The organism is Providencia sp. PROV129, from assembly GCF_028482245.1.
Lineage (GTDB): Bacteria > Pseudomonadota > Gammaproteobacteria > Enterobacterales > Enterobacteriaceae > Providencia > Providencia vermicola.
Window position 1 is genome coordinate 140,890 of record NZ_JAMPQD010000017.1, and the last position, 14,000, is coordinate 154,889.

7 protein-coding genes are annotated in these 14,000 nt (G+C 37.5%); 6 read left to right on the forward strand and 1 reads right to left on the reverse strand.

Annotation, left to right across the window (positions count from 1 at the left end; genetic code table 11):
• Positions 1 to 104: 104 nt before the first annotated feature.
• The gene (locus PSF27_RS13490; RefSeq protein ID WP_272681659.1) at positions 105 to 7,448 is read right to left on the reverse strand and encodes an Ig-like domain-containing protein; all 7,344 of its coding nucleotides are present in this window, start codon (positions 7,446 to 7,448) and stop codon (positions 105 to 107) included.
• Positions 7,449 to 7,721: 273 nt separating this feature from the next.
• Here PSF27_RS13490 and PSF27_RS13495 point away from each other — a divergent pair, with 273 nt between their 5' ends.
• Genes PSF27_RS13495 through PSF27_RS13520 form a run of 6 tightly spaced genes read left to right on the forward strand, consistent with a single transcriptional unit; the run spans position 7,722 to position 13,940 of the window.
• Positions 7,722 to 8,180, forward strand: a complete 459-nt coding sequence (locus tag PSF27_RS13495; RefSeq protein ID WP_272681660.1) for a hypothetical protein — start codon at positions 7,722 to 7,724, stop codon at positions 8,178 to 8,180.
• Positions 8,181 to 9,053, forward strand: a complete 873-nt coding sequence (locus PSF27_RS13500) for a hypothetical protein (protein ID WP_272681661.1) — start codon at positions 8,181 to 8,183, stop codon at positions 9,051 to 9,053.
• 3 nt (positions 9,054 to 9,056) lie between these two features.
• Positions 9,057 to 10,286 (forward strand): TolC family protein, encoded by a 1,230-nt coding sequence (locus PSF27_RS13505; protein ID WP_272681662.1) that lies wholly within the window; start codon positions 9,057 to 9,059, stop codon positions 10,284 to 10,286.
• Complete coding sequence (locus PSF27_RS21080) at positions 10,270 to 11,520, forward strand: HlyD family efflux transporter periplasmic adaptor subunit (RefSeq protein WP_272681663.1); 1,251 nt, start codon at positions 10,270 to 10,272, stop codon at positions 11,518 to 11,520. Before PSF27_RS13505 ends, PSF27_RS21080 begins: the two co-directional genes overlap by 17 nt.
• 4 nt (positions 11,521 to 11,524) lie before the next feature.
• Positions 11,525 to 11,956 carry a hypothetical protein gene (locus PSF27_RS13515; protein WP_272681664.1) on the forward strand — a complete coding sequence of 144 codons (432 nt, stop codon included), beginning with the start codon at positions 11,525 to 11,527 and terminating at the stop codon, positions 11,954 to 11,956.
• On the forward strand, positions 11,943 to 13,940 hold the full coding sequence (locus PSF27_RS13520) for an ATP-binding cassette domain-containing protein (RefSeq protein WP_272681665.1): 1,998 nt from the start codon (positions 11,943 to 11,945) through the stop codon (positions 13,938 to 13,940). The genes PSF27_RS13515 and PSF27_RS13520 overlap by 14 nt, the downstream gene beginning before the upstream one ends.
• Positions 13,941 to 14,000 lie beyond the last annotated feature (60 nt).

Sequence of the window (14,000 nt, forward strand, 5' to 3'; positions counted from 1 at the left end):
TAGCCCTGAGTTACAAAAGCTATGATTGTTAGAGAGTTAGGTTACAGTGAGTCTATCATGTTTATTCAATACTTAAATTCCATCCATACCCACTTAAAGTACTCCTAGAAATAAGTTTCATCCTCAATCACCATATTATTTACTTCATGTATCAAAGTATCTGGCATCATTCTTGAACTACCTTGAACAGGTAAAATTATCTGCTCACTAGCCGAAATTTCCCCCCCCGCCGAATGAATATTTCCAGCGGTATCCATAACATCTATCTTATATTGATAAACATTCAGTTTTTCATAATCGTCAGATTTAAATGACCATTTCCCCTGAGAGTCTACATTAATAGCCTTAGACGTTACGTCTTGGTCATTAATTGTGATCTTTATTGATGAGTTAGATTCTGCCATTCCCGAAAAATTGAGCGTAACCTTATTATTATGATTATTATCTTGTATGTTAACTTGAGTATCGACAAGTTGAGGGGGAGTTGTATCTATGGTAATTTTCCCCGAGGCATCAACGGCACTGATGTTACCCGCTGCGTCCGCTGCGGTAATATGGTAAGTATATGTCCCATCTTGTGTTAGTGCCTCTGAAGCGTCTACCGTCCATTTCCAGTGCCCCTGATCGTCTGCCGTGACGATTTTAGTTGCGTGCTCAGAGGAGCTGCTATCCTTAATCTTAATCGTAATTAAAGCAAAAGCTTCACTGGTGCCACTGAACGTTGGCGTTTTCACATTTGTGAGTATATCTTGCTCAACTGTGTCAACGAGTTTCCCCTTCACGCCAGCGATAAGCGTATCTGGAGCCTGAGTATCTATGGTAATTTTCCCAGTTTGTTGTGGTGTTTTATTTCCAATACTGTCCTGTGCAAAAACATGATAATGGTAAGAGCCATCGGGGAGTGGATTGTCAATTAGGATAGACCACTCCCCCTTATCATCCGCAATTACGTCATAACCTTCGTTATTAATACTTAAAATTACCTTCGCACCCGCTTCTGTAGTCCCTGTTAGGGTTGGAGTATTAATGTTAGTGATTGCATCTTTGGATACACCAGAATCAGATGAACTATCCAATTGATGATTCAACAGATTGGGGGGAGTAGTATCGACCGTGATCTTACCAATAATTGGGGAATTCAATTGAAGGTTCCCTGCCACATCTTCCACTATAATTTGATAATCGTGTTCACCATCTTGTAGTGATAATTCTTCTGGAATAACAAATTCCCAATTCCCATTTTCATCAACAAGAATACCCTCATACATATTTCTGCCAATGTTGATATGAATAAATGTTAATGGCTCACTGGTACCTTTGAAAATAGGCCTTGAGGTGTTGGCCATTGCAGACTCTTCTAGCACCCCACTGGTTGTATTCCATATTCCACCAGTAAGGCTATTCGGAGCGACAGTATCGATCACCAATTCCCCTTCAATCTTTCCATCAATCCCTTGTGCAGGATCACTGACACTAATGACATATTTATATGTGCCATCATTAAATTCTTTACTAACAGGAATATTCCAATGCCCATTTGCATCCGCAACGGTTGTATAAGCATCTGCAATTTTATTGTCGAAAACTAAACGAATTGATGCATTAGGTTCTGTGATCCCTTTAAATACGGGCTTATTGAAATGAGTGATAAAATCGCCTAATTCACCAGAATCACTATCTTCATTTAGGTAACCAGACAAAGTCGGTGTTGTCTTAACAATCAAATCTCTGATCACATTTTGAGTACTGGATAACCCAAGGGTATCTGTTGCACTTATCGTATAGGAGTGAGATCCCTCGTTAAGAGCGTTGTTTTCAGGTATGGTAATATTCCAAACACCATGTTCATCAGCAGCCGTTGAATAACTTTCATTGGCTATCTGCAAAGTGACTTCAGCATAAGCCTCCGTTTTACCACTAAAGCTAGGAGTATTGACATTAATTTGCTGTATATCTTTCAATAGAACATCATCAACATCACCTGTAATTTCAGGCGGTTGATTATCATAAGTAAGATTAAAGTTTAATTGACTTTCGCGATCGAGTAGATCTTTTACATTAACGACCAACTGAATACTATCATCATGTTGGATCCCTACAGGGATAAGGTGCTCAGGTAGCTGTAGCTCCCATACACCCGCATTATTCGCCGTCGCTGTTCCTAATAAATTATTTTGTGCATCCATGACTTCGATATTACTACCCGGTGTCGTAGTACCGATTAATTTCAATGTATTATCATTAAATGCCACATGTTTATCTGATTCAGATACTAGCAGCTTTTCATGTAAACCTACTGAAATTTTAGGGGGATAGCTACCTTGATCCCCCGCTAACACAGGCACGATAAAGTCATGTTCCAACTTATTACCCGCTTTATCATAAGCAATGACTTTACCATGATGTACACCATTAGGTAGGGTCAATATCCCACCAACTTGCGTACTGTTTCCATCAAAGGGTTTTTCCACCCTATCATGTGTCACTTTTTGACCATCAATTTCAATAATATAATAATCAACTGGCGTTTTGTAATTTAAGAAAATATGAAATTTATTACTATTCGCCACTAAAGTCCCAGGGTGGGCATTGCCAGAATAAACACTACCATCAATAAATTCAGGGGCGAGCGTATCAATAGTAAGCGTATTTTTCACTACGGTTAAGCCATTATTCGCATAAATAAATTCAATTTGATAATCCCCGTCCCCTTTTATTGGGACTTCAAAACTCCATTTCCCATTATTATCAATATCGATTGAATGTAATACGCCATCGACTATTACGGATAGTTTTGCGCCGTGCTCTGCAACACCTTTATATACAGGCTTAACATCATTAGTCACATGATCACCGGTGAACCCAGAATCATTGTCTAACCAATATTTAAAATCTGAAACAGTAATAAAAGATGAGTATTCGTGTTTAGTACCATATAAATCAGTAATAACAATATGGTAGTTATTTTCACCTTGTGGTAACTGTGTGTCAGGCGGTAGTACAACCGACCATTTAGTACTATTAGACATAAATGATATTGGGTATTTTTTATTACCAATATAAAGATGCCCTGTTAACTGATCCCTATCCCAAGTATGAGTCAAGGTCCCCTGCAATGTCGGGTTGCGAGAAAAGCTTAAGTGAGGGTCGTCCATACCCGTCGAACTTGACTCTGCTGCAACCCCCCCTGTGATAATCAGGTTTGAGTCACGGATCCTCACACCTTGTGTGTGGTATTTTTCAGTTGTCTCAATACCGGATGGGGATGTAGCTTTAAACTCCATATCGAGAATGTGATAATAAGCAGTCGTTTTTTCTTGCATCATTCCGCTTGGCAAGGTAAACGTCCAATTGCCATTTTCATCAATATCGGTAATTTTGAACGTATGCTTATGTATCTGACCGCTAAATCGTATCGTAAGTGAAAACTCCAAGCTTGAGCCTGGCGACACCTTACCCGAAAAAGCTGGGGTCAAATCATTCGTCGCAAGAGAGCCGTCAGACCAATCTTTATTATATGGAGATTTCAACCCAATATTAGAGATGACAGGTTTGGTATTATCAACAATTAACATGCCATCTTGCTCAAAAAGATTACCTGCGGCATCTTCCAGCGACACATTAAACTTCCCCGAAAAGTGTTCTGGTAAATCGCTATCCAATGTTAATGACCAATGACCATTTTTATCCGTTTTTGTTGAAATAACTTGGTTAGAAACGGTTAAAATAACCTCACAATTAGGCTCGCCTTTCCCTGTAAACACTGGTCTACGGTTATTGGTAATAAAATCTCCTTTTATGCCAGAATCAGTGTCATCGGTTAATTGAATGGTGGAGATAGGGGAAGTAGAATCAATAAAGACCAGTCCAGTTACTTCGGTTGGCTTACTAAAGTCAGGGTGTGTCGCCGTTACTGTATAACTATTATTTCCTTCAGGTAGTGATGATGTGATAATTTCCCATTTTCCTGTCACACTATCCGCTGTAGTCTGATATGTTTCATTATTGATGGTAACAACAATGCTTGCATCCTTCGTTGCTATTCCTTCCAATTTAGGCTTCACAATATTGGTGATATAGTCGCCCACTACACCACTATCGCTATCCTTGTCTAATGCTACTATAAGGTCTGGTTTTTTTTCATTTTCCACAAGAATTGGTTCAAAAACAAAACTCTGTGTTAACGTCTTATTATTACCGGCACCATCAACAGCGCTAATAGTATATTCATTATTTGGCCCTGCATCCGCATCAATATCAAAGGTTAACGACCACTCTCCGTTTTCGTCAGCATATACAGTTTTTGTGGTTCCTTTAAACTGCCCTGTGATTTTAGCCCCAGGGTCTGATGTTCCACTAATTTGAGGGCGGATTAAATGGGTGGTTACCCCATCCTTTACCGTATCACTTTGGCTTGCAAGGTTTAATTCCGAGGTGAGTTCCATTTTTGAATCAATCTCAAACTTACCTTGATACGATGACGTATTACCTGCTAAGTCTGTTACTTTCACAGTATAATTGATAATCTTATCAGATTGTGGAGCCGTAGGCCGAACTTCCCAATACCCATTTTTATCGGCAAATCTTACCATCTCGCCGCCAGCATAACTTGGAAAAGAAACCGTCACTTTTGCATATGGCTTTGTTGTTCCACAGATAAATGGTCGCGATTCATTCGTAATATTATCCCCCACTACACCTGAGTCATGACTAGGTCTCATAGCTGCCTCTGCGGAGGGCTTTACTGTATCAATCAAGAAGCTTTCGGTGAATATTCCTTGGTTACCCGCCGCATCCGTTGTGGTGACGGTGAGCCCATAATGGTCATCTATGAATGGCTTATCGAATGTGACACTCCAATTACCCTCTTTATCCGCTTTTGCTGTTTGCTGTTGGTCACCAATTTTAACGATAACGTCGGCGTAGGGGTCTGTCTTACCTGACAGGGTCGGGGTGGCATCATTGGTGATAAACTTATCTTTACCGTCCAACTTCGCCGTAGCATCGGGCTCCGAGGTTTTAACCGTCACCGACTCCGTCACCGTTTTGCTGTTCCCAGCTGCATCTTCTGCAATGACTTGGTAGGTTGACGTTCCTTCTGGTAGCGCATCCTTTACCGTCACCTGCCAGTTCCCGTCTTTATCTGCTACCGTAGATAAGGTTTGGTTACCTATTACAAACGAGCCTTGGTTACCCGCCGCATCCGTTGTGGTAACGGTGAGTCCATAATGGTCATCTTTGAATGGCTTATCGAATGTGACACTCCAATTACCCTCTTTATCCGCTTTTGCTGTTTGCTGTTGGTCACCAATTTTAACGAGAACGTCAGCGTAGGGGTCTGTCTTACCTGACAGGGTCGGAGTGGTGTCATTGGTGATAAACTTATCTTTACCGTCCAACTTCGCCGTAGCATCGGGCACCGAGGTTTTAATCGTCACCGACTCCGTCACCGTTTTGCTGTTCCCTGCTGCATCTTCTGCAATGACTTGGTAGGTTGACGTTCCTTCTGGTAGCGCATCCTTTACCGTCACCTGCCAGTTCCCGTCTTTATCTGCTACCGTAGATAAGGTTTGGTTACCTATAGTCAGCGTGACTTTGCTGCCGACTTCTGCTTTACCTGAGAACGTCGGTCGGGATTGATTAGTGAGATTGTCTGTCTTATCACCACTGTTGGAATGTGAACTGAGTTCAACGGATAAATTATCCAATTTGCTATCAACAATAAAATAATTCGGTGTTGTTGACTCATTACCTGCGGGGTCTTTTACCGTAATCGTGTATTCATAACGGTCATCAGGTAACGCTTTGGTTGGTTTCACTTGCCATTTGCCTGAAGCATCAGCGATGACCGTCTGTTCTCCCCCCATCAAACTCAGTGTAACGACCGCATAAGGTTTAGTCAGCCCAGTTAAAAAAGGCTGATTATTCTGCGTAATATGATCCCCTTTTGTCCCTGAATCATGATCACTCGAAATCCACGATAGGCTTGAAGGAGGAACCGTATCAATTTGTATTTCTTTTACAAACGAGCCTTGGTTACCCGCCGCATCCGTTGTGGTAACGGTGAGTCCATAATGGTCATCTTTGAATGGCTTATCGAATATGACACTCCAATTACCCTCTTTATCCGCTTTTGCTGTTTGCTGTTGGTCACCAATTTTAACGATAACGTCGGCGTAGGGGTCTGTCTTACCGGATAGGGTCGGGGTGGTATCCTGAGTAATAAAATTATCTTTGCCGTCCAGCTTCGCCGTGGCATCAGGTACTGAGGTTTTAACCGTCACTGATCCCTTCACGGTTTTGTTATTTCCTGCCGTATCTAGTGCGGTAACTTCATAGCTTGATAGCCCCTCAGGTAAAGGATCTTTGGCTGTGACTTGCCAATTACCGTCCTTATCTGCCAAGGTGGAAATAGTTTGCTTGCCTATAGTCAGCGTGACTTTGCTGCCGACTTCTGCTTTACCTGAGAACATCGGTCGGGATTGATTGGTAAGGTTATCGCCCTTATCACCACTGTCCGAGTGGCTATCAAGCTCAACGGACAAGGTTTCTAAATGGGTATCGATGGTTATTTTTCCGTCAACCGTGATGGAGTCCCCATTACCTCGCGAAGCAACAATTTGGTAATCATAATCGCCATCTTTAAGCGGTGTTGAAATTTCCAACGACCAATTTCCGTCTTTATCCGCCGTAATCGGATATTTATTACCATTGATCACCAAATGCGCTGTAGCATCAAGAGAGACTTTCCCTGTAAAAATAGGCTTATTAATATTAGTAATTTGATCACCGGTTTTCCCTGAATCAGCGTCTTCCTTCAGTGAACCTTGAAGGTATAGTTTGCTTTTGGGAGGAATGATAACCGGGGCTTCTTTGGGTTTTTCTGCGGAGGGGCTCGACGATGATGAGCTCACTGGTTTTACTGGTGGCTGCGGTAAAACTGTTGATACCTTGTCATTTTTTGGTACTACATTTTCAGTTTTATTTTTTTGATTGGCTTGGTTCTTTACCTGATTTAGCTTTGTCATGGAAGAGCTTAACTGCTGCTCTTTTTCCTCATTCGTCGATTCCAATTCAAGAATAATCTGAGCTAGCTCTTTATTTTTTTGATTTAATTCAGAAAGTTGTTCACCAAATGTTTTCTCAGCTTCATTTTCTTCCTCATCATTAATTTTCTGATGATCAGAGACATTTACCATCTCACTGGTGAATTGCTCTTTGATATAGACCGCATCAGCACCTAGATTCATCGTGATGGAGGACAACACTTCATCTTGTGATAATTTCACACCCTTTTCTGTGGATAAGGTGATATTTCCTAAAATAATATCGGAAAGTCCATTGGCAATTTTTTCCACCATTCCATTCGGTGTTGTGATGATTAAATCTAATCCCTGAACTTTAAAGCTTTTGATAATTATGTCATTTGATTCGGTTATCTTCGTCATTTTGTCATTTCTTTATTGTGTTATTTGAAAGATTCAATTTAAATATAAAGGTATAAATATTTTCTACCTCTACAATATATTCACGCCCAAAAAAATAATATGCCAACTCTATACAATGAGCTTTCTTTCATTAATTTTGAGCCAATACTCCAGTGAGCCCTGAAAAAATAATACTTATACTTAAAGCCTAAATTACGCTTAATATCGCTACCTTAAATTAAAAAACATTATTAAAGATAGCGGCTATTTTATAAAAATGAGGTAATAGTATAAATGGAAGAACAAGAGGATGATAACTCAGACGAAGAACTTGCCCCCATGGTCGATGGGCTAAGTGGAACATTATGTATCATAATTTTAGTCTCTATGGTTTTTATTTTTAGCGCACTAAAAACAGCAAGTACCTATATTAATTATGGCTATCTAAACTTTGAAAGCGTCAAAATTGACATGCAAAAAAAAGTTATTTATTTCAAAGGTGGAATAAGTCTCTCTGTTGATGAGATCACGTTACTTAAAAATGAATTCAATCAGAGTCGCGGAGAAAAAATAATATTCAATGGCTATGTCAATAATATAATTAAGAATAGCCAAGAAAAAAACGCATATAACCTTCTGTATATGTCATCGTTAGTTAAAAAGATTGGTAGCAATAAAGAAGTCGTCCTACAACAAGGAAATGATGAATATTGCCCAGAGTGGAATTCATGTATCTATTGGGATTATAAATAAATGTATTATATTGGATTATTTTTTTACGCAGTCACATTTCTTGCTTGTTTTCTTTTTCAAGGTATTGGGGAAATGGTTCTGCAATGTATTGAACTCGCACCTGAAATTAGCTATGCCATGATTGGCATTTATATTTACCCCTTAGTGATTTTTCTATGCCATAAGGTATTTAAGCAAAATACACAGGGGCATTATGTGTTTCTTTCTAACCAAACCAAACTTTCGGCCTCCGTCACCGTTTCATTAGGCTTAATCGGGACCTTTATTGGTTTAACGGGAATGATCACTGCGATTTCTGCTTCACTATCTGGAGATGGTGATGTATCTGAAAAAATGGGCGCGATGATTTCATCCATTTCGATGGCGCTGAATTCGATGTCCTTCGCATTCTTAACTTCGATTCTTGGGGTATCCATCTCCGTTTTATTATTGGTCAGCCTTAACTTTTTTAATTTCTTTTATAAAAAAGAAATTAAATCTGAGAAAAAACCGTCTACGACTGGAAAATACTCGAATGAACTCAATCATATTCAACAAGCTCTTGCTTCACTGCAAGAAATTAATATTAGTACGGCAAATAAATTAATTTCGATACCAGAAGGAAATGATCTAACGAAAGAAATTTCGAGTAGCCTGTCAATCCTATCGTCTGTAGCCCAAGAGCAACTTCACTTTTTAAAATCTGCGAAAACGGAAAATGATGATTGGAAATTAAAGTTAGAAGCTTACTTATTAGCAGAACAACAGCATCGAGCTGATGACAGTAAAAAACTTGCAGACGGCATCCTTGAAATTAGCCAAACAACACATTGGTTACAAGAAAAGTCATTAGAAAATCGAAAAAAACTACTCACGCTATTATCAATGGACTAATTTATGTATATCAAAAATATCATAACAGGGCTAACTATCGCCCTAATAACAAGCAACTTCTCATTTGCGGAAAGTAGAAAAGAACATTTTGACTCGTTTATTGCACGCATATTAGATAACTCAACCCCTATTCAAATTAAAAAATTAGAACTTGAGGCGGAAACATATCGCGCAAAACAAACTGAATATTTTTATGCACCCAAATTGACAGCAACAACAAAAGTAAAAAAGCACGATAACACGGCCAATAGCCAACTAACTGCAACTTCTTTAGTGTACGACAGCGCACTACACCATAGATTTAACGAAAAAAACTTAAAGATAAGCGCCGCAAAACTTTTATTAGCAAAAGAAAAAGAAGATCTATATGCCTCTATCACTAACAATCTAATCGGTATTCATTTTCTTAATGAGCTAACAAAAACCACGTCTGATTTACATCATAATGCCCAAGATATTTTTAGCTTAATTAATCGTCGCTACCAAAGCGGTATCGCAAAGATGAGTGATGTTGAGCAGGCGACATTATTGATGCAGCGCCTAGAGACCGAACAAAAAAATATCAAAACAGAGATTGACCAGTATAAATCTAATATTGAGCTAACATCCGGCATTCTTTTCCCTAAAGACGGAGTTTTAATTCCTCAAACACTGATTAAGCAATTGAGCTCAACAGTGATTGATAATAAAAACATCGAAAATAGTACCGAATTAAATATACTCAGTACACAAGCTAACGTCATGAAAGAAAGTGCTTACCAGCAAAACTCATTATTCAACGTTCATGTTATTGCAGAAGAAAGATATGTTGATAAGCAAAAATCATATAATGAATCCTATATTGGCTTGGAAGTTAAATTCAACATTCTTGATTTAGATAAAAAAATGTCTGAAATCGCTCAACTTAAAGTGTATGATGCGGCAATAAATAGGAAAGATTATAAACATAAAGAAATCATTGCAAGAATTAAAAACTTACAACTTATTTCATCCTCAAATGATATCGAATTATCCAGTCTAAAAGCACAACTTAAGACAATGAATTCGATTATTAAAAGTAAAAAACGTGAATATGAAATTTCTCAATCTTCTTTCTATGAAATGGTTAATACATTATTCGACATGTTAACAATAGAAAGAAAAATAACTGAACTTATGATTTCAGACATTAAGAATAAAATAGAATACTTACAGCTAACAGGAAGATTAATTAAAAGTGAAACGCCTGATTGATAAAATTCGATTTGTACCGAAAAAGGTTAAGGTATTACTTTGTGTAACATCTTTATTTATCGCCTATATTACCTTTGCAGAAATTGATATTGCCTCGCCTGGGGAAGGAATTATTTCTGGGGTATCAAACCGTTTAGACATCGTTAGTCCTGCATCGGGCTTCATTAATGTCTTTAATATAAAAACGGGTGACTCCGTAGAAAAAGACCAAGTGCTATTTTCATACACCAACTTAGATGCCTTTCATCAAGAGAAAACACTGTCTCATTTAGTGAATTTTGCAAATGAAAGAATTAGCGACCTAGAGGAAAACAAAAAATTACTCAATAGTATTCTTAACGGCATAATTAAAAGTGAAGTTGATTTTTTTTCTATCGCCAAAAATGAAAAAAGCAAAAGCCTAAGCGCCTATAAACAACTTTCTGAATATTTGTTATTGAGAATGGAAATTCTTAATCTAAGTGCAAAACACGATTCACAAATTAAAGAATTAAATGAACTACAAAATCAGATTAAGATATTAAAAAGAAAAGGAAACTTGCTCGCTTCCGCAGGCGCTCCAGAGATAGAAAAACTCAATAACAATTCAGATATTAGCCGAACAATAACGCTGATTACAACAGGGGAATTAAATGCCCAAGGACTTATCAGGGAAATGTCATTATCTGAAAAAAAATACACCACTAAATTAATTAGTGAAATACAAGATAATGAAGATCAGCTTAATCGTCTAAAAAAAGAAATGCTAGAAAACAATGGGCAAATGGAGTTACTAAGAAACAAAATCAGGGCAAACAGTGTTCTTGCCCCGACGGATGGCGTTGTCTTAAATATTGAAAAAGACCTCGAGAAAGGCTCCTATGTTGAAGCTTCGAACTTAGTGATGGTATTAAAAAAACATCGTGATTCAAGAGTCATCGAGGCAAAAGTATTAGCGAAATATCGCCCTTTTATCGCCCCGCAATTGCCAGTAAAAATCGTCGTAAACTCACCAGGGTTTAAAAAAATTATTCGCGGCACGGTGACTAAAATCAGTGCTGACTCCTTTGCGGATAAAGAAAGGATGAGCCAAGAACGTTTTTATTCGGTACAAGTTACCCCAGAGCAGGAAACGATCCTTTCATCAGAGCACGACGGGTTGCCAGTGATGGTGTATATCTCAAGTAAAAAAATATCTGTATTCAGTTACCTAACTGCGTTAATTGGTGACAATATTTCATTTAATGTTTGGTGATGCTATGTTGGGTTTTGTTTCTGCGTTATCGGCTTCTGTTGCCGTTATGGTTTTGTTAATGTCTGTACTGTTAGCAAATGTATTATCTACTGCCTTAGAAATGGGAAAAAATAAAAATAAAGCCACGTTAGAAGGCATTGAAAGTAATTATGTTGCCAAAGAAGATAACATCATGGCGGGTAGCATGATGCAATCATTGATCTTTAATAATGAAGTATTAAACGTTATCGATAGTAAAAAGGTAAAATCTTTAGCAATTTATTGTAGCTATGGGAATAATATAACCCAAGATGCAGCAATGACCTATACTGTATATAACACAGTTTTACTCAAGAGAAATATTCCAGAAATTATTATTGATGCCCAAAAACCCATTAAGGACACTGTTGGTTTAAATACATGCTTTTTTAAGAGTAACAACGATGAAAGAAATTAATTTTCACAATGCGATCTATAGCTATTTTAATTCATTGGGTGAATCCTTTTGCCAATCAGTCCAATCCCATGACCAAAAATACATTTTAAATAATATTAACGAGTTTATTGATAATGAATTTTTCACCTATCAATACACTAGCATCGACTATAGTAATAAAATAACAATGCCATCCGAATTTATTATGGAAATAACCGATGGTAATTATGTCATCATTAGAAACCAAGATGGAACATTAATTAATTTAACCACAAATACAAAAATAACCAGTTCACTCCTAGAAAGTAAAAATTTATTTTACTTTCGTTCTAGTGCAAAAAAGCTAAGCAAAGAAAGTATTTTTCAGTCATTAATTAACTTAACACCAAAATCAACGTTATTCACGCTACCTTTAGTCGTCTTTGCCTTACTATTACCGCTATACTCCAATTTATTTAATTCAAGATTGGTCTATAGTGAATCTATTGCATCATTACTGTATATTAGTTTTATCTTTATTTTTGTTGTTGGTTTAGAGTTTTTTCTTAAGCACATTATTTATGAAAAAAACCTCAAAAAAATAAAGTGTAACATAGGTATCTTTAATCGCTACTTTGTCAATTTACTCAAATGTACCAACTGTAAAAGTGCTTCAATTAAAGTTAGAACCGCCGAAGCGTCGATTTTACAAATTTGGGAAACCCGACCACAAATCATCTATGATATTGGGTTAGCGGTTTTGTTCACCGTTTGTATCTGTGGCATGCTGGGTTTTTACTCTGTGCTACTTCTCGCTTACTATGCCGGTTTTGTGTTCCTATGTCTGAGTATCCGTTTTCGTTCATACCAAAACATGTTGCAAGCTAACAGTTTTAATTATGAAAAATCAGCACTGTATTATTCTTTAGAACAAAAAAGACAAGAACTGAAATTTTTGAATGATACTCACTTTAAACACTATATTGACCAAAAAACACATGAAGATGAGAAGATAAAACTAAAATTAAATGAAGCAAACCACCATTGGATGGAAATCATCAAAACGAATTCATTTTTATCCATGGTTGTCATGTATGTCGCTAGCTATTTAGCAATCGGTGGTGGAAACCTCAGTCTTTCATCTATTATCGCCGTCATGATCATTAACGGCAGACTATCAGGGGCACTTACTAGCGCAATTAATCGCATCTTCTTAGTGAAAACACATTTATTTCATATTCAAACCAGTGTTTCTCAATTAGTCGATAATACCCATTATCCTTTTAAAGAAAATGGTATACATATTGATACGGTAGATAGCTTTAGAGCTCAGAAAATCTCTATTGAATTTGATGGCAAAAAAGTGATCAATGCGTTAGATATTGACGCTCAATCCGGTGATATTATTGGTATTACAGGGATATCCAGCTCAGGCAAGACCACGCTAATCAGTGCCCTTTGTGGCGCATTAGCCCATAATTCAGGGCAGATAACCATCAATGATGTCAAACTCAATGAAATTTCTAGCTTATTTTTTCAAGAAAAAATCGCTTATCACTCAGGTAGCTCTATATTCTTTAATGGCAGCATTCGAGATAATTTTAATCTATATGGGGTCTTTGATAATGAAACCATTATTCGCCTCACACAACTGTGTTGCCCAAAACTCACTATCAGTAAAGAAACGCTAGAGGATACTTTAATTAGTGACGTGAGAGCATCTACAGGGGAAAAACAGAAGTTAATGTTGGCGATTACCTTGTTAAAAAAACCTAGCATTATTTTCTTAGATGAATCGACATCCTTTATGGCATCAAATGATGCACTAAATTTTTTAACTCAGCTAAGAAAAGAATTACAGTTGGAGCAATCAATTATATTCTTTTCAACCCACGATTTAAGCCTTACCCCATTGTTTACCCAGCACATCGCCCTATCACCCAATGCTGTCAATATTCAGGTAGTCGCTAATTCCCCACGCCGTAGTCATGAAATAGTTATCCCAAAAATCTCAATAGGAAGCTAAAAAAAATATCCCTCAATCATCAATTGAGGGATATTTTGAATATAAAATTTTATTATTTAA

Coding starts and splice junctions, on each gene's coding strand:
- PSF27_RS13490 (WP_272681659.1), bottom strand. CDS start 7,448: ATGACGAAGATAACCGAATCAAATGACATAATTATCAAAAGCTTTAAA.
- PSF27_RS13495 (WP_272681660.1), top strand. CDS start 7,722: ATGGAAGAACAAGAGGATGATAACTCAGACGAAGAACTTGCCCCCATG.
- PSF27_RS13500 (WP_272681661.1), top strand. CDS start 8,181: ATGTATTATATTGGATTATTTTTTTACGCAGTCACATTTCTTGCTTGT.
- PSF27_RS13505 (WP_272681662.1), top strand. CDS start 9,057: ATGTATATCAAAAATATCATAACAGGGCTAACTATCGCCCTAATAACA.
- PSF27_RS13515 (WP_272681664.1), top strand. CDS start 11,525: ATGTTGGGTTTTGTTTCTGCGTTATCGGCTTCTGTTGCCGTTATGGTT.
- PSF27_RS13520 (WP_272681665.1), top strand. CDS start 11,943: ATGAAAGAAATTAATTTTCACAATGCGATCTATAGCTATTTTAATTCA.